The sequence below is a fragment of the Parabacteroides faecalis genome, from assembly GCF_022809355.1.
Classification (GTDB): Bacteria; Bacteroidota; Bacteroidia; order Bacteroidales; family Tannerellaceae; genus Parabacteroides; species Parabacteroides faecalis.
Window position 1 is genome coordinate 76,086 of the sequence record NZ_JAKZMM010000003.1, and the last position, 22,700, is coordinate 98,785.

Sequence of the window (22,700 nt, forward strand, 5' to 3'; positions counted from 1 at the left end):
TCTGAATAGAAGTAAGGAAAAACAATGAGTTTTGAAGTAGTATTTGTATTCTTAGCTTTAATCGGAATGATTACAGCTCTTGTCATGGACAAAATGCGTCCGGGCATGATCTTGTTGACTGTCGTCGTTTTATTTCTGTGCGCGGGTATTCTTACCCCGAAGGAAATGTTGGAAGGCTTCAGCAACAAAGGGATGATTACAGTCGGGATGCTTTTCCTGGTGAGTGAAGGAATAAGACAGAGTGGAGCGTTAGGGCAATTGATCAAGAAATTGCTTCCGCAGCATCATACAACAGTCTTTAAAGCTCAGCTGCGTATGTTGCCGCCGATTGCTTTTATTTCTGCTTTCCTGAATAATACTCCCGTAGTTGTTATCTTTGCTCCGATAATAAAGCGATGGGCCGAGTATGTCAAACTGCCGGCTACAAAGTTTCTGATACCTCTTTCTTTTGTCACGATATTAGGTGGAATTTGTACGCTGATTGGTACATCAACCAACTTGGTTGTGCATGGGATGATCTTGGAAGCCGGTTTTGAAGGCTTTACCATGTTTGAACTGGGTAAGGTTGGTGTGTTTGTGGCAATAGCCGGTATTCTTTATCTTTTTGCATTCTCTAAATTCTTATTGCCGGAAGACCGGTCTGATTCTGTTTTGGATGATGATGAAGAACAACATACCGGTCTGCATCGGGTAGAAGCCGTTTTGGGAGCCCGTTTCCCTGGTATTAACAAGACATTGGGCGCATTTAATTTTACCCGCCATTACGGAGCGATTGTCAAAGAAGTCATCAGCGGCGGTCGTCGTTATACCCATAATTTGGATAAGGTTCGACTGAATGAAGGTGATACCTTGATTCTTTGGGCTGATGATTCTTTCATTCCGACTTGGGGTGAATCAAGTGTGTTCTTGATGTTGGCGAATGGGAAAGATAGTCAGGAACCTGTTTCTGCCAAGAAACGATGGCTGGCATTGGGATTACTTATATTTATGATTGTAGGTGCAACGGTGGGTGAATTACCGGTTGTAAAGGAAATGATTCCGAATATGAAACTGGATATGTTCTTCTTCGTTTGTATAACCACGATTATTATGGCGTGGACGAAAATATTCCCTCCTAAAAAATATACCAAATACATATCTTGGGATATCCTGATAACCATTGCCTGTGCTTTCGGTATTAGTAAAGCCATGGAAAATTCAGGTTTTGCCTCTTTGATTGCCCAGCATATTATCAGTATGGCTGATGATTTGGGACCTTATGCTTTGCTGGCTATTATATTTATCATTACAAATATCTTTACGGAATTAATTACAAACAATGCTGCGGCAGCATTGAGTTTTCCGATTGCGCTGTCGGTTGCTTCCCAGTTGGGTGTTGATCCGAAACCGTTTTTTGTCGTGATATGTATGGCAGCTTCGGCCAGTTTCAGTACGCCGATCGGTTATCAGACGAACTTAATCGTGCAAGGTGTAGGTGGATATAAGTTTATGGACTTTGTAAAAGTTGGTCTGCCTTTGAATATAATAACCTTCCTGATCTCGGTTTTTCTGATCCCTCAGATCTGGAAGTTTTAACTAGAAGATAATAGGAAAAGTGAATATGGATATAAAAGAAAAAGGATATACGGGAACCGATAATCCGAATCATGTATATCCTATTTTTGATAGGATGATGAGTCGTGCCGACAAAGAAGAGCTTCTGCATCAGAAAGGTCTGATGGTCTGGTTTACCGGACTGAGCGGCTCAGGTAAAAGCACGATTGCCATTGCGTTGGAACGCGAATTACATAAACGAGGTTTGCTATGCCGGATTTTGGATGGAGATAACATTCGTAGTGGAATCAATAATAATTTAGGTTTCTCTGCCGCTGATCGGGTAGAGAATATCCGACGGATAGCCGAAGTAGGTAAACTTTTTGTTGATACAGGTGTTATCACATTGGCCGCATTTATCAGTCCGAATAATGATATTCGGAAAATGGCTGCTTCAATTATTGGGGAAGACGATTTTATGGAAGTTTATGTAAGTACTCCGATTGAAGAATGTGAACGTCGTGATGTGAAGGGCTTGTATGCTAAAGCCCGGAAAGGCGAGATCGCTAACTTTACCGGTATTTCAGCTCCCTTTGAAGCTCCCGAGCATCCGGCTTTATCATTGGATACTTCCGTCCTGACGCTGGAAGAATCTGTGAATCAGTTATTGGAAATAATATTACCGAAAATAAGAAAATAAAGATATTGGTTATGTCTGATTATAAATTAAGTCATTTGCAGGAACTGGAAGCCGAGGCGATTTATATCATTCGTGAGGTGGCTGCCGAATTTGAAAATCCTGTTATGCTTTATTCTATTGGTAAAGACTCATCGGTTATGGTTCGTCTGGCAGAAAAGGCTTTTGCTCCAGGTAAGGTTCCGTTCCCGTTGATGCACATTGACTCAAAGTGGAAGTTTAAGGAGATGATCGAATTTCGTGACAATTATGCCAAGAAGTACGGTTGGAATCTGATTGTTGAGTCGAATATGGAAGCGTTTAAGGCTGGTGTTGGTCCGTTTACGCACGGAAGTAAAGTCCATACCGATTTGATGAAGACGCAGGCCTTATTGCATGCGTTGGATAAATATAAGTTTGATGCCGCCTTTGGTGGTGCCCGTCGGGATGAAGAGAAGAGTCGTGCGAAAGAACGTATTTTCTCTTTCCGTGATAAGTTCCACCAGTGGGATCCGAAGAATCAGCGTCCGGAATTGTGGGATATTTACAATACTCGCGTTCATAAAGGAGAAAGTATCCGTGTGTTCCCATTGTCTAACTGGACAGAACTGGATATCTGGCAGTATATCCGATTGGAGAATATTCCTATTGTTCCGTTATACTTCGCCAAGGAGCGTCCGATTGTAGAGATCGACGGCAATCTGATTATGGCTGATGATGATCGTCTGCCGGAACAATATCGTGACAAGATCCAAATGCGTAAAGTGCGTTTCCGTACCTTGGGTTGCTGGCCTTTGACCGGAGCTGTCGAGAGTGAGGCCGATACGATCGAAAAGATTGTGGAAGAAATGATGACGACAACGAAGAGTGAACGTACAACGCGTGTCATCGATTTCGACCAGGATGCCAGCATGGAGCAAAAGAAACGCGAAGGCTATTTTTAAATAAGAGGAGTTTGTTATGGCTATATTAAATATAAAGGACTATTTGGATAAAGATGAGCAGAAAGACTTATTGCGCTTTCTGACTGCCGGATCGGTGGATGATGGTAAATCTACGTTGATTGGTCGTCTGTTGTTTGACAGTAAAAAGCTGTATGAAGACCAGCTGGATGCGTTGGAACGCGACAGCAAACGTATGGGAAATGCCGGAGAACATATTGATTATGCCTTGTTGCTCGACGGTTTGAAGGCCGAACGCGAACAGGGTATTACAATCGATGTCGCTTATCGTTATTTCAGTACCAATAACCGTAAGTTCATTATTGCCGACACTCCGGGGCATGAACAATATACGCGGAATATGATTACCGGAGGTTCGACAGCTAACTTGGCGATCATTCTGGTGGATGCCCGTACGGGTGTGATCACACAAACCCGTCGACATACTTATCTGGTTTCTTTGTTGGGAATCCGTCACGTGGTTTTGGCAGTCAATAAGATGGACTTGGTTGATTTCGACAAGCAGGTGTTCGATAAGATTGTTTCCGATTATCAGGCTTTTGTCCAGCCTTTAGGTATCGAAGATGTAACCTGTATCCCTCTTTCTGCTTTGGATGGCGATAATGTGGTGGATAAAAGTGACCGCACTCCTTGGTACGAAGGTCCGTCATTGTTGGATTTTCTGGAAACAGTGCCCATTGATAAAGATAGGAATTACGAGAATTTCCGTTTCCCCGTGCAGTATGTCTTGCGTCCGAATCTGGACTTCCGCGGGTTTAGCGGAAAAGTGGCAAGCGGTGTAATCCGTAAAGGGGATGAAGTAATGGCTTTGCCTTCCAGAAAGAAATCTCGGGTGAAGAGCATCGTTACTTACGAAGGCGAAATCGAAGAGGCTTTTCCTCCTATGTGCGTTACTTTGACCTTGGAAGACGAAATTGATGTATCTCGCGGTGAGATGCTGGTACATCCGAATGATCTTCCGGTAGAAAAACGAGGCTTCGAAGCGATGTTAGTCTGGATGGATGAAGAAGCGATGGATACAAACAAGCAGTTCTATCTGAAACAGACCACCAATACTACGCGAGCACGGATCGATACAATCCGGTATAAAGTCAACGTCAATACGATGGAACAGTCGGCTGTTGATCATCTCGAACTGAATGAAATCGGGAAAGTAGTCATTTCAACGAATAAAGAATTGTTCTTTGACTCTTATGCAGCTAACAAGCAGACCGGTTCTTTTATCTTGATTGATCCGATTACCAACAACACGTCGGCGGTTGGTATGATCTTGAATCCGGTGGACGATAACCAGCTGGTTCTTGAAAATGAAAGCAATGTCATTACGCTGAATTTACCGGAAATGGGAATCAATCCGGAGCATTACGAGGCTGTCGAGAAAGTATGCAAGGAGATCGAAAGCCGGGGTATTGAGTTGCGGATTATTAAGTGAATGGATATAAATAATACGACCTTTTAATTTTTTGACAGATGTCGAAAAGCTTTAGCACATCTGTCGAAAAGCTTTATCACAGTTGTCAAAAAGCTTTTCGACAATTGTGCTAAAGCTAGAAGGTCACTAGTTTGAGGATAAAACATGGGATTACTTCAGTTTGATAAGCTACCGATTAATACATTGGTAGGTGCCGATTGGGATACCTTTAAGAAGATAACCGACGGGCAAGTCATAGGCGATGAGTACAAAGCCAAGTTTAGGTTAACGAAAGCCGTTTGCAGGCTGTTGAGTTTATTGAAACCTTTTGAAGACGGTCGTTACGCAAAATTAGAAAACCAGCCGTTGGAAATGGATCCGTTGTTCATCTTAGGCCATTGGCGGAGTGGTACAACTTTCGTGCATAATGTTTTTGCTTGTGATAAGCATTTCGGTTATACAACGACTTATCAGACTGTATTTCCGAACCTGATGTTGTGGGGACAGCCTTTCTTCAAGAAGAATATGTCTTTCCTGATGCCCGATCATCGTCCGACCGACAATATGGAATTGAAGGTGGATCTTCCGCAGGAAGAAGAGTTTGCCCTTTCCAATATGATGCCTTATACGTATTATAACTTCTGGTTCTTCCCGCAAAAGATGTTGGAATATTGCGATAAATATCTTTTGTTTGATACAATCACGGAAGAAGAACGCCAGATCTTTATGAAGGCTTTTCTGAAGCTTGTCAAGATATCTTTGCATAATACAGGCGGAACCCAGTATTTAAGCAAGAATCCTCCACATACCGGACGAGTAAAGACCTTGTTGGAAATGTTTCCGAACGCCAAGTTTATTTACTTGAAACGTAATCCTTATACAGTCTTTGAAAGTACACGCAGTTTTTTCATCAATACGATCAAGCCGCTTAAACTGCAACCTATTTCGGATGAAGAGCTGATACATAGTTTTGTGGAAGTCTATAAGCGTCTGTTCTATAAATTCGAGGAAGAGAAATCGCTGATTCCGGAAGGAAATCTGGTTGAGCTGAAATTCGAGGACTTCGAACAGGATGCATACGGTATAACTGAAGATATTTACAAGCGGTTAAACCTGCCCGGTTTTGAAGAGTCAAAAGACCAGATTGCCCAATATCTGGGGAAAAAGAAAGGATACAAGAAGAATAAATATAAGTATGAAGAAGCAACTGTGCATACTGTTGAGGAAAACTGGGGCATGGCTTTGGAGAAATGGAATTATTCTTTGTAATAAATAGGCTGAATGCAATGAAAAAGTATGTATATGTTTGCTGGATAATGTTGGGCTTGTTCCTTTGTCAGGGAAGCTGGGCTGCCGGTGAGAGAGAACAAACCTCGGATGAAAAGGTTGTACCTTTCTTATATGGTGATATGGATCAATGGGTGGTTCGCGAGATTTCTGAGTCGGCAATTATCGGAGGTGAAACGAAGTTGCTTTATGAAATTGCACCGCATGATACCATAAAAGGAAATATTCCGTATGCGAATAAAGGCGGTTCTCCTTGGGCTAACTCGAATGTGATGGCGAAAGTAGCCGGTATTGTCAAGACGAATGTATCGGTATTTCCGGAACGTCGTGGAACTGGCTGGTGTGCCCGCATGGAGACTCGTATGGAAAAGGTGAAGGTTTTCGGTATAGTAGATATTGAAGTGGTAGCTGCCGGTTCTGTATTCCTGGGCTGTATTCACGAACCGATAAAGGGAACGAAGAATCCGCAAAGCATGTTGTTGAGCGGTATTCCTTTTACGAAACGTCCGAAAGCCTTACAATTCGACTATAAGGTGAAAGTGATGCCGGAACACAAGCGGGTGCGTAGTACGGGATTCAGCCGGAAGACAACCGTGCCGGGCCAGGATTCGGTTGCAGTAGTCTTGTTCTTGCAGAAGCGTTGGGAAGACAAAGACGGGAATGTATTCTGCAAACGAGTTGGGACGATGGTTCAGCGATATGCTCAATCAAGCAACGGATGGGTAAATAATGTAACTTATCCGATATTATATGGAGATATAACGAAAGATTCGGCCTATAAAGATTATATGCGTATTCAAGTGGAAGAACGCTATACAACCAACAGCAAAGGTGAAAGTGTTCCTATTCACGAAGTAGGTTGGGCTGACAAGAATGAGACACCGACGCACATGATCCTTCAGTTTGTGTCCAGCCATGGCGGGGCTTATATTGGTTCGCCGGGAAATACATTCTGGATTGATAATGTGAAATTGGTTTATTGATTAGAACTGAAAGTAAAATAATAAAATATATCTGTTGGCAGAATTGAATTAGTGTAACTTGGTTCTACAATCTATGTAGAGTGTTTAAAAATTACGTATGAAAAAAGTATTAGGACTATTTTTGATGTTGTTGTTTGCATGTACGTCTAGACATGAAAATGAAATACAGACACTCTCTGTAGATTTACATTCTTCTGCAGTCTCTTTCGAAGACTTGTTCTCGAAAATAGAGATAATACCTCTGGAGACGTCTGACAGTTGTTTGTTGGTGGATGTAGAGAAAATCGTACAAGTTGATAGTTTGTTGTATATTTTCGATAGTAGGCGTCCTGCGTTATATGTGTTTGATGAGAAAGGGGCGTTTGTTAAACAAATATCCCAATGGGGTAGTGGTCCAGGAGATCATTTGTTGATAAGTGATTTTATGGTTGATAAAAAACAACAGACTATAGGCTTGTTGAGTCCCAACGGGCATCTGGGAATGTATGATTTAGGTGGAAAATTTATCAAGCAAGATGTGTTACCTGCCAAGCCTAATTATTTTGCCGTTGCTTCTCTTGGCTCGGACAAGTGGGCTTTCTGGTCGTGTGTGAGAGAAGATGAGGATGGAATTACAGTTGTTGGAAAAGACTCTTTAAATACCGTCAGTGGTTTTTGGAGGAACGATCGTATTTTGGATATGGGTAATTTGAATCCTTTTTATGAATACAATGAGAATGTGTATTTTGCTACGGCATACCAAAATATAGTCTATAGGTTGACAGAAAAAGGAGTACATCCTGTTTATTGTTGGGATTTTGGTAAAGAAGGCATTGATGATGAAATGTTGCAAAAATATCGTTTGATTGAAAATGAGGGAAAACGAAATGATGAGCTGATTAAAGATTTGTCTGATGGAACACTCCCTTTTTGCATGAAATTTCATCGGGAAAATGATATATATTATTATGTATCTCTGCAAAAAGGTTTAGGTACAGCGAACAAGAATATTAATGTGTTTTATAGAAAACAAGACGGTAGTACGTTTGTCTTTGAAAAGTTGGCTGAAAAATTAAGTATAAATCCTCTTCTATTTACAGAAGATTACATTGTTTCAAAATTAAATTTTGATGATTATACTTATTTGTGTCCTTTTTTGTCAGAACAAGACTACTCAAAACTTTTGTCGCGTAGGGAAGATGATAATCCGTGCTTGATAAAGTATTATTTTAGAAAAGATGGGGAATGAGAAGGCTCGGTGACTTTTGATTTAATGCTTGAGTTATCTATGTAGGTACTTCTTGATTCAGTAAAGTAACTTATAGTCGGATTATAATTTTGGCTTTGTCGGCCGTTTCTTGGTACATTTCCTGATTCATAGCCTAAATTGCCGGCTACCAACTTGCATATGTTCAGAAATTTTGCGAATATTGCATATATGTTGTGCATACGATATTTGTCTATTAAAAGCTTTTATTGCCTTTAATTCGCTAAATATCAACAGTGAATACAACTTTTTATACATAAATCTTTTATCAATTTAATTTCGCCAACGAGTAACATATATTTCAAGATGTCAGTGAAAGAACAAATAGAAGCTTTGCGGAGTGAGCTGGAGCAACATAATTATAATTATTATGTCTTGTCGGCACCGACTATTTCCGACAAGGAGTTTGATGAGAAAATGAAAGAGCTTCAGGATCTGGAAGCTGCTCATCCTGAGTATTATGATCCGAATTCTCCGACACAACGCGTCGGAAGTGATTTGTCAAAAGAGTTCGAACAGGTACAACATCGGTATCCGATGCTTTCGTTGGGTAATACCTATTCGGAAGAAGAAGTACGTGATTTCTATGAACGCACAGAGCGTTCGTTGAATGAACCGTTTGAGATTGTGGCTGAACTGAAGTATGATGGGACGTCTATCTCGTTATGGTATGAAAAAGGTCGTTTGGTGCGGGCGGTGACACGTGGTGATGGCAGTAAAGGAGATGATGTAACGGCGAATGTGAAAACGATACGTTCCGTTCCTTTGCGTCTGAGGGGAAATGATTATCCGGAAGAGGTTGAGATCCGAGGTGAGATATTATTACCTTGGGCTGAATTTGACCGCTTGAACAAAGAACGTGAAGAACAGGAAGAACCTTTGTTTGCCAATCCTCGTAATGCAGCGTCTGGAACTTTGAAACAACAGAATCCGGCTATTGTGGCTGCCCGTAAGCTGGATGCCTATTTATATTATGTATTGGGCGAACATTTACCGGCCGATACGCATTATGGTAATTTGGAGGCTGCCCGTCGCTGGGGGTTGAAAATACCGGATGTGATCAAAGTATGCCATAATTTGCAGGATATATTTGATTACATCCATTACTGGGATACAGAGCGGAAGAACTTGCCGGTTGCCACCGACGGAATTGTCTTGAAAGTTAATTCGCTCCGTCAGCAGAAAAACTTGGGATTTACAGCCAAGAGTCCGCGTTGGGCGATTGCATATAAGTTCCAAGCCGAACGGGCGGAAACGCGTTTGAATTCAGTTTCCTTTCAAGTCGGACGGACGGGCGCGGTTACTCCGGTAGCCAATCTGGAACCGGTCTTATTGGCCGGAACTGTGGTAAAGCGTGCTTCTTTGCATAATGCGGATATCATTGAAGGCTTGGATCTTCATATTGGCGATCAGGTTTATGTGGAAAAAGGCGGAGAGATTATTCCGAAGATCGTAGGCGTAAATACCGAAGCCCGGACGATGATGATAGGAGAGAAGGTCCGTTTCATTACCCGTTGCCCGGAATGTAAAACTCCTTTGGTACGTCCGGAAGGCGAAGCGGCCCATTATTGTCCGAACGATAGTGGTTGTCCTCCTCAGATCAAGGGGCGAATTGAACATTTCGTCACCCGCAAGGCGATGAACATCAATATCGGTCCAGAGACAGTCGAAGATTTATTCAATGTCGGGCTGGTAAAGAATATTGCTGATTTGTACGATTTGCGGATAACAGATTTGTTGACTCTTGAGCGTTGGGCTGAGAAGAGTGCCCGTAATCTGATGAACAGTCTGCGGGAATCGAAGGCAGTACCTTTCGAGCGAGTCCTTTATGCGTTGGGAATCCGTTATGTAGGCGAGACTGTGGCTAAACGTCTGGCTTCGTCGTTTCATTCGATAGATCGTTTGATGGAAGCTTCTTTTGAACAATTAGTCGATGTGGATGAGATTGGTGATAGGATAGCGCAGAGTGTAGTTGCTTATTTCTCGGATGCAGAAAACCGGCAGATTGTGGAGCGTTTGCGAGCACATGGTTTGCAGATGGAAGTGTCAGAGGAAGTCTTGGCTAACCGTTCGGAACGTCTGAAGGGCCTGACCTTTGTAATCAGTGGTACTTTTACGCAACATTCGCGTGACGAGTATAAAGCCATGATCGAACAGCATGGAGGAAAGAATACGGGATCTGTTTCGGGCAAGACCAGTTATATTCTGGCAGGCGAGAATATGGGACCGGCCAAACTGGAGAAAGCAGCCAAACTGGGTGTTCGTATTATTCGTGAAGATGAATTCCTGAAAATGATTGAAGAATGATATTATCACATTACTTTATACGGAAGAAAATCTTGTCAATGCAGGTACAGCCGGCAGTACGCCAGCCGAAAGCTCTTTCTCTGGAAGAAGCAGAACGGATTCTTCTAGTGTATGACTATGCAGACAAAGAGGAAGTGGAAGCTTGCCTGGCAGGAATAAAAGGAAAGCAAAAATGGTTGCATTTGATTTTTTCCGAAACGCCTATACCGGAAGCTGATATGACTCCGGAAAAGTTGGTCTGTACCCGGAAAGAGTTAAATACAAGAGGCTTCCCTCCGGAAGCGTTGGTTGGAAAAGTAAAATCCCTCAAGGCAGATTTGCTGATTGATTTGACAACCGACGTTTGTTATCCTCTATTATATATGGTTGTACAACATCCGGCCGGCATGAAAGTTGGCGTCAAGAAACCCTTGGGTGAGTTCTATGATTTTTCTTTGGCATTGAACTCGCGCGAAAAGATTTCGTATATATGGCAACAAATCGTATTTTATTTGCAGTCATTTCGTACGAAATAATAGAATTTTCTTATTTTTGCAAGAAATAAAGAGATTTGTCAATTAAAACTTATGGCGGATATAAATTTAAAAGGGATGGGTGTTGCTTTGATAACCCCATTCAAGGAAGACGAGAGCGTTGACTATGAGGCTTTAGGTCGGTTAGTCGATTATTTATTGCAAAATGGAGCGGACTATTTAGTCGTTCTGGGAACAACTGCGGAAACTCCAACTTTGACTGAAGAAGAAAAGAAAAAGATTATAGAACTGGTTGTTACGAAGGTTCGCCATCGTATTCCTATTGTCTTAGGTGTAGGTGGTAACTGTACAAAATCAGTCGTTGATAAATTGAAGAACGACAACTTTGAGGGAATTGATGCAATTCTTTCGGTTGTACCTTATTATAATAAACCTTCGCAGGAAGGAATCTATCAGCATTACAAAGCAATAGCCCAAGCTACCGAATTGCCAGTTATATTATATAATGTACCGGGAAGAACGGGTGTGAATATGACGGCTGAGACAACATTGCGCCTGGCTCGTGAGTTTAAGAATATCATTGCCGTAAAGGAAGCTTCCGGAAATATCACGCAGATGGATGATATTATCAAGAATAAACCAAAAGACTTCAATGTAATTTCAGGTGATGATGGTATTACTTTCCCGTTGATTACATTGGGTGCTATCGGTGTTATTTCTGTGATCGGTAATGCTTTCCCGCGTGAATTCAGTCGGATGGTTCGTCTGGCTCTGGCTGGCGATTACGACAGTGCCCGTACAATTCATCACCGGTTTACAGAATTATTCAGTCTGCTTTTCGTAGATGGTAATCCGGCAGGAGTAAAGAGTATGTTAAGTATGATGGGATTTGTAGAAAACCGTCTTCGTTTACCTTTGGTTCCGACTCGTATTGTTACGTACGAAAAGATACGCAATGTGTTGCATGAATTAAGCATCAAATGCTAAGATACAGCATAAGCCGGAAGTGATTCCAACGAGAATCATTTTCAAAACACCCGAGAATCAATTTCAATTCCTTTGAGTTTTGATGTTGGTTCTCGGGTGTTTTTATTGAATGCTGGATAACACTAGATAACCAGGAATTCATGTTCTTTGGTTTATTTTTGCCGCATGCACTACGCTGTGGTTAATCTGAAAGATATGTTTTTGGAATTAAAGAGAAAATGAGGTCTTGAAGATAAATGTTTATAGTACATGAATTTGCCTATATTTAAGCAGTAGCTTATCACGTATCTCAAAAAATAATACGTAAAATCTTCTTTGAAAAACTTGTTTATTCAGAAATAATGTCTAACTTTGCACTCGCAATCGAGAAAATTGGCTCGCTAGCTCAACTGAATAGAGCATCTGACTACGGATCAGAAGGTTATAGGTTTGAATCCTATGCGAGTCACTTCTTGAATAGAAAGAGTTCTAACATTGTAAATTGGCTCGCTAGCTCAACTGAATAGAGCATCTGACTACGGATCAAAAGGTTATAGGTTTGAATCCTATGCGAGTCACTTCTTGGATAGAAGAGTTCTAACATTGTAAATTGGCTCGCTAGCTCAACTGAATAGAGCATCTGACTACGGATCAGAAGGTTATAGGTTTGAATCCTATGCGAGTCACTTCTTGAATAGAAGAGTCTAACATTGTAAATTGGCTCGCTAGCTCAACTGAATAGAGCATCTGACTACGGATCAGAAGGTTATAGGTTTGAATCCTATGCGAGTCACAAAAACGGAGATGGTTTGACTATCTCCGTTTTTTGTTTATATATACTACGCTGTTTATTATTCTGTTTCCTTCGCTTTTATGTTGTTTTGTCATCGAATATAGCCGATAAGGCAGTTCTTCTTTTCTTGTATAATATGTTTGTATGCCAAAATGTCATTATTTGGGTTTGGCATTTATTTTGTGATTTTATTAGCGAAATAAGTAATCAAAATAGATAAGAAAGGAGAATTAAATATATGAACTTTAACAACTTTACAATTAAATCGCAGGAGGCTGTCCAGCAAGCAGTGCAGTTGGTTACGCAGAATGGCCAACAGGCAATTGAGGCGGTTCATTTGTTGAAAGCTGTCATAATGACGGGCGAAAGCATTACGAACTTCCTCTTCCAGAAGCTGGGCGTAAATCAGCAGAATGTGATAAAGGTAGTAGATGCTCAGATTGCATCTTTGCCGAAGGTTTCGGGTGGAGAACCTTATTTATCGGGTGAGGCAAATGCCATATTGCAAAAAGCCATTGATTATTCATCGAAGATGGGCGACCAATATGTGTCGTTGGAACCGATTATCTTGGCTTTGTTTACAGAGAAAAGTACAGCTTCGCAGATATTAAAAGACGCAGGCGTTACGGAAAACGAATTACGTAAAGCAATAGAAGAGCTTCGTAAGGGGAATAAAGTAACAAGCCAGTCTGCCGAAGATACCTATGAAGCATTAAGTAAGTATGCCATCAATTTGAATGAGCGGGCTCGTAGCGGTAAACTGGATCCGGTCATTGGTCGGGATGAAGAAATCCGTCGGGTACTTCAGATATTAAGTCGTCGTACGAAGAATAACCCGATTCTGATTGGTGAACCGGGTGTTGGTAAGACGGCTATTGCAGAAGGTTTGGCGCATCGAATCATCCGTGGTGATGTTCCCGAGAATTTGAAGTCAAAGCAAATCTATTCGTTGGATATGGGTGCTTTGATTGCCGGTGCTAAATACAAAGGCGAGTTTGAGGAACGTCTGAAAGCTGTCGTAAACGAAGTGATGAAGTCGGAAGGAGAAATCATTCTGTTTATCGATGAGATTCATACGTTGGTCGGCGCAGGAAAGGGAGAAGGTGCCATGGATGCTGCCAATATCTTGAAACCTGCTTTGGCTCGTGGCGATTTGAGAGCGATTGGTGCTACAACGTTGGATGAATACCAGAAGTATTTCGAGAAAGATAAAGCCTTGGAACGTCGTTTCCAGATTGTCATGGTAGATGAACCGGATGAGTTGGATGCTATTTCTATCCTGCGTGGATTGAAGGAAAAGTATGAAAACCATCATAAGGTTCGTATCAAGGATGATGCTATCATTGCGGCTGTTCAGTTATCAACCCGATATATTTCGGATCGTTTCTTGCCGGATAAGGCAATCGACCTGATGGATGAAGCCGCAGCTCGTTTGCGTATGCAGATGAATTCGGTTCCGGAAGCGCTGGACGAAGTTTCCCGTCGTATTAAACAGTTGGAGATTGAACGGGAAGCTATCAAGCGGGAAGATGATAAACAGAAGTTGGAACAGTTGAATAAGGAGATCGCTGACCTGAAGGATGAAGAAACAAAGCAGAAGGCTCAGTGGGAAAGTGAGAAATCGCTGATCAACAAGATCCAACAAGATAAGATCGATATCGAGAACCTGAAGTTCGAAGCTGATAAGGCGGAACGTGAAGGCGATTACGGTAAAGTAGCAGAGATCCGTTACGGTAAGATCAAGGAAAAGGAAGCCGATATCAAAGACGTACAGGAAAAGTTGCATAATATGCAAGGTGGCGCTGCGATGATCAAGGAAGAGGTGGACAGCGATGATATCGCCGAAGTCGTTTCTCGTTGGACTGGTATTCCAATTACCAAGATGTTACAGAGCGAAAAGGATAAACTGTTGCACTTGGAAGAGGAATTACACAAGCGTGTCATTGGTCAGGACGAAGCTATTCACGCTATTGCTGATGCTGTTCGCCGGAGTCGTGCCGGATTACAAGATCCGAAGCGGCCGATTGGTTCGTTCATCTTCTTGGGAACAACCGGAGTTGGTAAGACGGAATTGGCAAAGGCCTTGGCGGATTATCTGTTCGACGATGAGAATATGATGACGCGTATTGATATGAGTGAATATCAAGAGAAATTCAGTGCCACTCGTTTGATCGGTGCGCCTCCGGGATACGTTGGATATGATGAAGGTGGTCAGCTGACGGAAGCTATCCGACGGAAACCGTATTCGGTAGTCTTGTTTGATGAAATCGAAAAGGCTCATCCGGATGTATTCAATATCTTGCTGCAAGTATTGGACGACGGTCGATTGACGGATAATAAGGGCCGTACGGTCAACTTCAAGAATACCATTATTATTATGACAAGTAATATGGGATCTTCTCTTATCCGTGAGAACTTCGAAAAGATTACGGATGCCAACCGGAATACGGTTGTCGATGAGACGAAGAAACAGGTTCTTGAGTTGCTGAAGAAGACAATCCGGCCGGAATTCTTGAATCGTATTGACGAAATCATCATGTTTACGCCGTTGAATGAAAAGGAAATTCGTGAGATCGTCGGCTTGCAGTTGAATACGGTTAAGAAGATGGTTGAGAAGAATGGTATCGACTTGCAGTTTACGGATGCTGCTCTCGACTTTATCAGTCACGAAGGATACGATCCGCAGTTTGGTGCTCGTCCGGTAAAACGAGTTATCCAGCGGTACGTTTTGAACGAGTTGTCAAAAGAAATCTTGAGTGGACACGTTGATCGTTCTCGTCCGATTGTTATCGATCGTGCGAACGACGGATTGATCTTTAAGAACTAAATTCTTAGAATCCAGATAAGAAAGCTTCGGTTGCTTGGGCAGCCGAGGCTTTTTTTATGCCTTTTTGTTACGGCTGTCATGAAGGAGGCAAGTCGCTCCATCGGGTATTCAATGTTTTTCCTGCCTGATAAACTTTCGGAAGTGCCTGTCTGAAGTTTCTCTTTGACGATGCTTTATTTTGTTCTTAGTCGGCGAATATATATTCATCGTCGGCGAATATATGTTTGCTGTGGGTGAATATATGTTCGCCCAGGGCGAATAAAGATTTACTGGTTGGGTTTACGGGTTTATTCCGTGAGGTGAGGATTTTTATATGCCTGGGAAATGATTTTTTCAGGCGGGAACGCAACGGAAATAGAATAAAATGCTATATTTGTCAATAGTTTAATCATAAAAGCTTTAGATTATGAGCGGAGACAAAGATTTTATTTACGATGAGGATGAGTCTGTAAAATTCATTCAGAACTATTTACCTCAGGAACTGAAAGGAAAATTCAGCAATGACGACATCAATTATATCGTTGATTTGATCTATGAATTTTACGAAAGCAAAGGATGCATGAGCGAAGACATTGACGATGATACGGAAATAGAAATTGATGAAGACGAATTGACCGCCTTTGTAGTCAAGAATGCAAAACGGGATGGAGTCGGGAAGTTTACTCCCGAAGAAATCACCTTTATTGTACAAGGCGAGATGGCATATTGCGAATCATTGGATATGTTTGAATAAATAACCGATAAAAAAGAAAAAGATGAAAAGTTTGAAAGTTTTGTCAGCATTGCTTCTTTCCTGCGCATTGGTCTTTTCAAGTTGTGGTACTTGGAATAACACCCAGAAAGGAGCAGCCATTGGTGTTGGTGGCGGAGCTGCTGTCGGAGCCGGTGTCGGTGCCTTGGCTGGTAATACAGCTTTGGGTACGGTGATTGGTGCCGCAGTTGGTGGAACTGCCGGAGCATTGATTGGCAAGAAGATGGATAAGCAGAAGAAAGAACTGGAAGCGACACTGCCGGAAGAAACGACCGTTGAAACAATCAACGACGGGGAAGCCTTGAAGGTTACATTTGATTCGGGTATCTTGTTTGCAACCAATTCAAGTACTTTGAGCGATGCTTCGAAGAGCGCTTTGCGTAATCTGGCTACTAGTTTGAATCAGAATCCGGGTACGGATATCAAGATTGTAGGACATACGGATAATACAGGTAATGTGGATTATAACCAGACATTATCAGAGAAAAGAGCCAAGAGTGTGTTCGACTATCTGATGGTTGATCAAGGTGTCAGCTGCAAGCGTATGACTTACGAAGGAAAAGGTATTCACGAACCGGTGGCTGATAACTCAACCGTTGAAGGTCGTGCTTTGAACCGTCGTGTTGAAATTCTGATTTTGCCTAGTCAGCAAATGATTCAGGAAGCACAAAATGGTACATTGAAATAAACCTGAAAGAATAGGAGATCTCCGATCCGCCTCTGTTTTATTCCCGGTTTTCATGAATCAGGAGAGGGGCAGATCGGAGGTTTTTGTATAAAAAGAAAAGAAATCTCTTCTAAGCAAAACATTTGGAATTATACACTGGTTACTTTTATAAAGTCGGGTGACTTCTGAAGCAGATGTATCAGAAGTGTTCCGGCAAGAAAAATGGATGCATGTACAGTAAAGACGAATTAAGAAAGTTAAAGACGGAATTTTGGGAAAGTTTCGCTGCCTATTGTGAGGTTCAACCTTATTTGCGCCGGCGTCGGAAGATGTGGGTTTTATATAATACCAAAGTAAAAGGAGTTGAACTGAAGTTTGATGCAACGCGCAACGGAGCTTTTGTAATTCTGGAAGTTAATCATAAGCAGGAAGACCAGCGGTTGGAAATGTATGAGAAACTGACCTGGTATAAAGAGTATTTGGAGAAAGATTTTCCGGAAGGTCTGATTTGGGATATGTGTTTCGTACGGGAGACTGGGCAACAAGTAGCACGGATCTATGTGGAGAAAGGAGGCATTGATTTCCATAGACGGGAAGATTGGGGCGAGTTTTTCTCATTCATGGCGAGACAAATGTATTTATTGGAACGTAATTTCATGAAGATCGCGGAATACCTGCGAGAATAGGAGATAGGTCATGAAGTGGATAAATTCTGTTGTTTTAGCATGTGCGCTGATGAGTTGTCAGGCAGGAGATGAACAAATACAGGTTCTGTCGGAACCGGGAGTAAGCAAGGAACTGGCAACATTCCGTTCGGAAAAGTATCTGAACGTATCATACAGTTTGTCGTTCAATATCCCGGAAGAAAAGAATGAGCCGGTCACCGGCGTTGCGAATATATTATGGGATCAGGGAGAAAAGCTTCCGCTGATCATTGATTTTCGTGGGGATTCTTCCCAGATTATCTCTGTCATGTTGAACCGGGAACCGGTAGAATATAAGGTGGAAAACGAACATATTATTCTGCCTTCGTCGGGAGCCTGGTCGGGAAAGAACATGGTTTCGATTGCTTTCCGTTCGTCAGACCAGTCGTTGAACCGGAGAGATGAGTTCTTATATACTTTATTGGTGCCGGATCGTGCCCGGACATTATTCCCTTGTTTCGACCAGCCGGATATCAAAGCCCGGTATTCGTTGGAACTGATTATCCCGGAAACCTGGAAAGCCGTTGCGAACGGGAAGATAGCCGGAGTAGATTCCTTGTCTCATCCCGGCAGACATGTCGTTACATTTCAGGAGACCGAACCTTTGCCTACCTATTTGTTCTCTTTTGTAGCCGGAAAGCTGCAGCAGGAGACTTATTCACGAGAGAATCGTTCAATTTCCATTTATCATCGGGAGACCGATCCTGCCCGCAAAGGCCAATGTCCGGAAATTGCCCGTCAGGTCTTGGATGCCTTGGACTGGATGGAAGCTTATACGGGAGTTCCTTATCCGTTTGCCAAGTATGATCTGGTAATTCTTCCGGGGTTCCAATACGGGGGCATGGAACATACGGGAGCTACTTTATATAATGACCAAAGTATGTTCCTGAATGAAGAACCGACGTTGGATGAACAGCTGAGGCGAAGTACTTTGATAGCCCACGAAACAGCCCACATGTGGTTTGGCGATTATGTGACGATGAAGTGGTTTAATGATGTATGGACGAAGGAAGTTTTTGCCAACTATTTCGCTATCCGGATTGTAGAACCGACTTACCCGACCATTAATCATCGCTTGAATTTTGTGCGTGGATACATTCCGGCCTCGTATGCAGAAGACCGGACTGATGGAGCTACACCGATTCAGCAAACTTTGGATAATCTGAGAAATGCCGGGTTGGTGTACAGTAATATCGTCTATGATAAGTCGCCTGTCGTTATGGAGATGTTGATTCAACGGATGGGTGCGGAAGCTTTCCAACGAGGATTGCATGATTATCTGACGACTTACGCATATTCCAATGCGACTTGGGATCAGCTAATTGCTTCCTTGAGTCAGTATACCGAAAGGGATTTGGACCAGTGGAGCCAGGTTTGGGTGAAAGAAGCAGGAATGCCTGTTCTAAAAGCTAGTGTCATCGGGAATCGTTTACGCGTGGAAGAGTCTGATCCTTGGGAACGCGGACTTGTATGGCCTCAGCAGTTGAAGTATCGGATCTGTGAAGGGAATAAAACAGAAGACGTCGTGTTGGAGATAGGAGATACATCTCGCGTCTTGACCGTCGAGCTGAATCAGAAGTATGATTCTCCTGCTATTTTGCCGAATATTGACGGTCGTGGTTATGGCTTTTTCGAGCTTAATCCGAAAGATGTACAAGGCGCTTTTGCCTGTCTGGATACAACAACTGATGACATGCTGAAAGGTTCGTTACTCATCACGTTGCACGAGAATTTACAGAATCGGACATTGAAGCCTGAGCCTTTTTTACAGGCATTGATTGCCTATGCGAAGCAGGAAAAGAATGACTTGTTGTATTCGATGGCACTGGGATATATCAGTCCGGCTGTCCGTTTTTTGCCGGCAAGACCTGATGGCTTGGAGCATGCATTATGGCAATTGGTAGCCGGTGGAATTACACCCGGACGCCGGTTGCAAGCCTTCCGCCAGTATGTTTCATTGGCAGAATCAGAACAAGCTGCCGCACAATTGTATCAGATCTGGGAGAAGCGGGAACTGGAAGGCAAACCTCTGAGCGAGCGGGATGAAATCAATCTGTCTTATCAGCTGGCAATCCGTTTACCGGAAAAGGCGGATGAAATCGTGAACGAACAGTTAAAACGTATTTCGAATCCGGATCGACAGGCTGAATATCGGTTTATCTCTCCATCGGTTTCACCCCGAAAGGAAGTTCGCGACAGTGTATTCGAAGCATTGCTTGTAGCCGATAACAGACGGATTGAACCATGGGCCTCAACGGCGTTGTCGTTACTGAATCACCGGTTGAGAGAAGCAGAGTCTGTAGAATACATCCGTCCGGCTTTGGAAATACTGGAAGAAGTACAACGGACCGGTGATATCTTTTTCCCGACAGCCTGGTTACGAGCCTTGTTGGGTGGACATTCGTCCGTTCAAGCCCGGGATGAAGTAGAAGCCTTTTATGCCGAATATCCGGATTTCCCGGAAATGTTATTGAATAAGATACGCCAGCAGGCAGACCATTTATATCGTTTGCATGCGGGTGAGTAAAAGAATTGTATATGTTGAATCAAGATAAAATCAATCAGGCTCTCCAGAAACTGGGTATTACGTCGCTGAATGATATGCAGCAAGCCGTGTTGGAAGCCGGCACAAAAAAGGATCTGGTTTTGCTCAGTCCGACCGGATCGGGTAAGACGCTGGCCTTTTTGCTGCCATTACTTCCGGTATTAGTGCCGGAAGAGAAAACGCAAGTGCTGGTAATTGCCCCTTCCCGAGAGCTGGCTTTACAGATAGAATCAGTCTTCCGTTCGTTGGGAACAGGATTTAAAGTAACTTGCTGTTATGGTGGACATCCATTCCAGGTAGAGAAACGGAGCTTGGAACATCCGCCCGTATTATTGGTAGGAACACCGGGACGTATTTTGGATCATATAGAGAAAGGCAATCTGTCTTTACAGTCGGTCCATACAGTCATTCTGGATGAGTTCGACAAATCGTTGGAGTTGAAGTTTGTTCCGGAGATGAAAAAGATCATGGCACGTCTGCCGCAAGTAAGACGTAAGGTATTGACTTCGGCAACCGAGGCGATTGAAATACCGGAGTTTATTCATTTGCATCAGCCGATACGGATTTCTTACCTGACTGCTACGAAGTCATTGAAAGGCCTGAAATTATATCAGGTACGATCTCCGCAGAAAGACAAGCTGATGAGTTTGTATGGTCTGTTGGGTGAATTGAATGGAGAATCGGCATTGGTATTCTGCAATCATCGGGAGTCTGTTGAGCGGGTAGGACAATTTCTGGCCCAAAAACAAGTTGATTGTGTATGCTTCCATGGAGGAATGGAACAGGCAGACCGCGAACAACGGTTAGCTCTTTTCCGCAATCGCACCGCCACCGTTTTGATATCAACGGATCTGGCGGCTCGAGGATTGGATATTCCGGAAGTGAAGCATGTGATCCATTATCATCTGCCACTGAACGAAGAAGCTTTTGTTCATCGGAACGGACGAACGGCGCGTATGCATGCCGAAGGAACGGCATATTTATTGTTGAACGAAGCCGAAGCTGTACCGGAATATGTCTCTCCGGAGCCGGATGAATTCTTCTTACCCGAAAAGACGCGTCGGCCAAAAGCTTCAGAATGGACTACACTGACCATTCATCGGGGAAAACGGGATAAGTTAAGCAAGAAAGACATTGCTGGTTTCTTGTACCAGAAAGGACAGATTACCCGAGAAGACTTGGGCGTGATCGAAGTCTTTGAATCGTGTGCCTTGGTGGCTGTCAAAAAGAACTGTAAAAAGGAATTACTTTCCCGGATTCGGGAAGAGAAAATAAAGAATATCAAAGCTAAATTTTCATAAGATGATTCATCGGATATTGATTAAACAGGTAGAATTGAACCAACAAAAGGTTGACATTCTGATAGAACGGAACTTGATCAGCCGGATCGGTAAAGACCTGGTTGCAGAAGATGCTGAAGTGATTGATGCGACGGGCATGGCCGTTATTCCCGGATTGGTGAACGGACATACACATGCTGCCATGACGCTGTTCAGAGGGTTGGCAGATGACATGAAGTTAATGCCCTGGCTGGAACAGAAAATATGGCCCAATGAGGCGAAGATGACACGCGAGGATGTATATTGGGGCGCCAAGTTGGCTTGTTTGGAAATGATCAAGTCCGGAACAACTACGTTTCTGGATATGTATCAGAAGTTCCGGGGAACAGCTGATGCTGTCGAAGAAATGGGAATCCGCGGATATTTGTCGGCCGTTTGTTTTGATCACTTTGATCCGAAGTTGGCTGAAAAGAGTAAGAAAGAATGCGAAAAGCTATATGATGTAGTGGATGAATATGGTCCGAGAGTCCAATATGCCGTCGGTCCTCATGCCATTTATACGGTTTCCGGAGAGTTATTGCAATGGATACATACGTTTGCCAATGAACATCAGGCTTTGATTCATTTACATTTGGCAGAGACGGAAGAAGAAGTAAACAATTCCATTCGGCAGTTTGGTTTTTCTCCGGTTCGTTACCTGTATAAGCTTGGAGTATTGTCACCGCGTCTGGTTATTGCACATGGTGTTTACGTTGATAAAGACGAAATCCGCATGCTGGCTGATTACGGAGTGAAGGTCATCCATAATCCGGCATCAAACATGAAACTGGCTTCGGGGATCAGCTTTAAGTTTGCCGAGATGAAACAGGCTGGTGTAAAAGTAGGAATCGGTACGGACGGTTGTTCATCCAGCAATAATCTGGATATGATCGAGGCCATGAAATTGGCTGCGTTGCTGGGAAAAGCCTGGCGGAAAGATCCGGAAGTATTGACTGCCCCGGAAATGCTGGAAGCCGCCACTTGTACGGGTGCGGATATTTTAGGCTTGAAAGCCGGACGGATAGAAGAGGGATATCTGGCTGATCTCTGTTTGATAGATTTGCAGAGTCCGGCATTTACCCCGAATTTCAACTTTGTTTCCAATTTGGTGTATGCAGCCAATGGAAGTTGTGTTGATACCGTTATCTGTAATGGTAAAGTAGTGATGCGTCATAAACAAGTACCGGGCGAAGCGGAAATATTGGAACAGGCCGCTCGGTGTGCCTATAATTTAGTTAAACGATAAGGAG

General features: G+C 42.9%; 17 protein-coding genes, 4 tRNA genes and 1 pseudogene. 21 read left to right on the plus strand and 1 reads right to left on the minus strand.

All coding sequences use genetic code 11. The features are described from left to right. The first annotated feature begins 24 nt into the window (after positions 1-24). From MUN53_RS01775 to MUN53_RS01805, 7 genes are all read left to right on the plus strand, one after another. Positions 25-1,575: an SLC13 family permease gene (locus tag MUN53_RS01775; protein WP_243323155.1), complete on the plus strand. Its 1,551-nt coding sequence runs from the start codon at positions 25-27 to the stop codon at positions 1,573-1,575. A 25-nt stretch (positions 1,576-1,600) separates the two neighbouring features. After that, positions 1,601-2,233, plus strand: coding sequence for an adenylyl-sulfate kinase (cysC, locus tag MUN53_RS01780; protein ID WP_243323156.1), 633 nt, complete (start codon positions 1,601-1,603; stop codon positions 2,231-2,233). A gap of 11 nt (positions 2,234-2,244) precedes the next feature. After that, positions 2,245-3,153, plus strand: coding sequence for a sulfate adenylyltransferase subunit CysD (gene cysD / locus MUN53_RS01785; protein ID WP_022455805.1), 909 nt, complete (start codon positions 2,245-2,247; stop codon positions 3,151-3,153). Between the two features lie 16 nt (positions 3,154-3,169). Next, on the plus strand, positions 3,170-4,603 hold the full coding sequence (cysN, locus tag MUN53_RS01790) for a sulfate adenylyltransferase subunit CysN (RefSeq protein ID WP_243323157.1): 1,434 nt from the start codon (positions 3,170-3,172) through the stop codon (positions 4,601-4,603). Between the two features lie 144 nt (positions 4,604-4,747). Next, positions 4,748-5,851 (plus strand): sulfotransferase family protein, encoded by a 1,104-nt coding sequence (locus MUN53_RS01795; RefSeq protein ID WP_243323158.1) that lies wholly within the window; start codon positions 4,748-4,750, stop codon positions 5,849-5,851. Between the two features lie 17 nt (positions 5,852-5,868). After that, positions 5,869-6,852: a PCMD domain-containing protein gene (locus MUN53_RS01800; RefSeq protein WP_394803023.1), complete on the plus strand. Its 984-nt coding sequence runs from the start codon at positions 5,869-5,871 to the stop codon at positions 6,850-6,852. A gap of 97 nt (positions 6,853-6,949) precedes the next feature. After that, on the plus strand, positions 6,950-8,080 hold the full coding sequence (locus MUN53_RS01805) for a 6-bladed beta-propeller (protein WP_243323159.1): 1,131 nt from the start codon (positions 6,950-6,952) through the stop codon (positions 8,078-8,080). 101 nt (positions 8,081-8,181) lie between these two features. On the opposite strand, the pseudogene MUN53_RS01810 reads toward MUN53_RS01805, so the two are convergent. Continuing rightward, positions 8,182-8,356: pseudogene (locus MUN53_RS01810) on the minus strand (IS982 family transposase); the annotation flags it as partial. 48 nt (positions 8,357-8,404) lie between these two features. On the opposite strand from MUN53_RS01810, the gene ligA reads away from it, so the two are divergent. The 14 genes from ligA (at position 8,405) to MUN53_RS01880 (ending at position 22,696) form a co-directional block, all read left to right on the plus strand. Continuing rightward, complete coding sequence (ligA, locus tag MUN53_RS01815) at positions 8,405-10,405, plus strand: NAD-dependent DNA ligase LigA (RefSeq protein WP_243323161.1); 2,001 nt, start codon at positions 8,405-8,407, stop codon at positions 10,403-10,405. Then, positions 10,402-10,920 (plus strand): DUF6913 domain-containing protein, encoded by a 519-nt coding sequence (locus MUN53_RS01820; protein WP_243323163.1) that lies wholly within the window; start codon positions 10,402-10,404, stop codon positions 10,918-10,920. Before ligA ends, MUN53_RS01820 begins: the two co-directional genes overlap by 4 nt. 51 nt (positions 10,921-10,971) lie before the next feature. Continuing rightward, positions 10,972-11,865, plus strand: a complete 894-nt coding sequence (gene dapA / locus MUN53_RS01825; protein WP_022455812.1) for a 4-hydroxy-tetrahydrodipicolinate synthase — start codon at positions 10,972-10,974, stop codon at positions 11,863-11,865. Between the two features lie 374 nt (positions 11,866-12,239). Next, a tRNA-Arg gene (locus MUN53_RS01830) sits at positions 12,240-12,313 on the plus strand. 35 nt (positions 12,314-12,348) lie between these two features. Beyond that, positions 12,349-12,422: transfer RNA gene (locus MUN53_RS01835), tRNA-Arg, on the plus strand. A gap of 34 nt (positions 12,423-12,456) precedes the next feature. Continuing rightward, positions 12,457-12,530: transfer RNA gene (locus MUN53_RS01840), tRNA-Arg, on the plus strand. 33 nt (positions 12,531-12,563) lie between these two features. After that, positions 12,564-12,637, plus strand: a tRNA-Arg gene (locus MUN53_RS01845). Between the two features lie 238 nt (positions 12,638-12,875). After that, positions 12,876-15,464 carry an ATP-dependent chaperone ClpB gene (gene clpB / locus MUN53_RS01850; RefSeq protein ID WP_243323164.1) on the plus strand — a complete coding sequence of 863 codons (2,589 nt, stop codon included), beginning with the start codon at positions 12,876-12,878 and terminating at the stop codon, positions 15,462-15,464. Positions 15,465-15,870: 406 nt separating this feature from the next. Beyond that, on the plus strand, positions 15,871-16,197 hold the full coding sequence (locus tag MUN53_RS01855; protein ID WP_243323165.1) for a hypothetical protein: 327 nt from the start codon (positions 15,871-15,873) through the stop codon (positions 16,195-16,197). A 22-nt stretch (positions 16,198-16,219) separates the two neighbouring features. Further along, positions 16,220-16,903 (plus strand): OmpA family protein, encoded by a 684-nt coding sequence (locus MUN53_RS01860; RefSeq protein ID WP_243323166.1) that lies wholly within the window; start codon positions 16,220-16,222, stop codon positions 16,901-16,903. Between the two features lie 209 nt (positions 16,904-17,112). Next, complete coding sequence (locus MUN53_RS01865) at positions 17,113-17,568, plus strand: DUF4268 domain-containing protein (protein ID WP_317236333.1); 456 nt, start codon at positions 17,113-17,115, stop codon at positions 17,566-17,568. Positions 17,569-17,578: 10 nt separating this feature from the next. Beyond that, a complete protein-coding gene (locus MUN53_RS01870) occupies positions 17,579-20,113 on the plus strand; it encodes a M1 family metallopeptidase (RefSeq protein WP_243323168.1) in 2,535 nt (844 codons plus the stop codon). A gap of 11 nt (positions 20,114-20,124) precedes the next feature. Beyond that, positions 20,125-21,432 (plus strand): DEAD/DEAH box helicase, encoded by a 1,308-nt coding sequence (locus MUN53_RS01875; RefSeq protein ID WP_243323169.1) that lies wholly within the window; start codon positions 20,125-20,127, stop codon positions 21,430-21,432. A gap of 1 nt (position 21,433) precedes the next feature. Continuing rightward, a complete protein-coding gene (locus MUN53_RS01880) occupies positions 21,434-22,696 on the plus strand; it encodes an amidohydrolase (RefSeq protein WP_243323171.1) in 1,263 nt (420 codons plus the stop codon). The last annotated feature ends 4 nt before the right edge of the window (positions 22,697-22,700 follow it).

Bases quoted from the DNA above. Each gene is read 5' to 3' on its own strand.
- MUN53_RS01800 (WP_394803023.1), top strand. From the start codon at position 5,869: ATGAAAAAGTATGTATATGTTTGCTGGATAATGTTGGGCTTGTTCCTT.
- cysN (WP_243323157.1), top strand. From the start codon at position 3,170: ATGGCTATATTAAATATAAAGGACTATTTGGATAAAGATGAGCAGAAA.
- MUN53_RS01860 (WP_243323166.1), top strand. From the start codon at position 16,220: ATGAAAAGTTTGAAAGTTTTGTCAGCATTGCTTCTTTCCTGCGCATTG.
- cysC (WP_243323156.1), top strand. From the start codon at position 1,601: ATGGATATAAAAGAAAAAGGATATACGGGAACCGATAATCCGAATCAT.
- MUN53_RS01880 (WP_243323171.1), top strand. From the start codon at position 21,434: ATGATTCATCGGATATTGATTAAACAGGTAGAATTGAACCAACAAAAG.
- MUN53_RS01775 (WP_243323155.1), top strand. From the start codon at position 25: ATGAGTTTTGAAGTAGTATTTGTATTCTTAGCTTTAATCGGAATGATT.
- MUN53_RS01795 (WP_243323158.1), top strand. From the start codon at position 4,748: ATGGGATTACTTCAGTTTGATAAGCTACCGATTAATACATTGGTAGGT.
- ligA (WP_243323161.1), top strand. From the start codon at position 8,405: ATGTCAGTGAAAGAACAAATAGAAGCTTTGCGGAGTGAGCTGGAGCAA.
- MUN53_RS01805 (WP_243323159.1), top strand. From the start codon at position 6,950: ATGAAAAAAGTATTAGGACTATTTTTGATGTTGTTGTTTGCATGTACG.
- MUN53_RS01855 (WP_243323165.1), top strand. From the start codon at position 15,871: ATGAGCGGAGACAAAGATTTTATTTACGATGAGGATGAGTCTGTAAAA.
- MUN53_RS01865 (WP_317236333.1), top strand. From the start codon at position 17,113: ATGTACAGTAAAGACGAATTAAGAAAGTTAAAGACGGAATTTTGGGAA.
- cysD (WP_022455805.1), top strand. From the start codon at position 2,245: ATGTCTGATTATAAATTAAGTCATTTGCAGGAACTGGAAGCCGAGGCG.
- MUN53_RS01820 (WP_243323163.1), top strand. From the start codon at position 10,402: ATGATATTATCACATTACTTTATACGGAAGAAAATCTTGTCAATGCAG.
- clpB (WP_243323164.1), top strand. From the start codon at position 12,876: ATGAACTTTAACAACTTTACAATTAAATCGCAGGAGGCTGTCCAGCAA.
- MUN53_RS01875 (WP_243323169.1), top strand. From the start codon at position 20,125: ATGTTGAATCAAGATAAAATCAATCAGGCTCTCCAGAAACTGGGTATT.
- dapA (WP_022455812.1), top strand. From the start codon at position 10,972: ATGGCGGATATAAATTTAAAAGGGATGGGTGTTGCTTTGATAACCCCA.
- MUN53_RS01870 (WP_243323168.1), top strand. From the start codon at position 17,579: ATGAAGTGGATAAATTCTGTTGTTTTAGCATGTGCGCTGATGAGTTGT.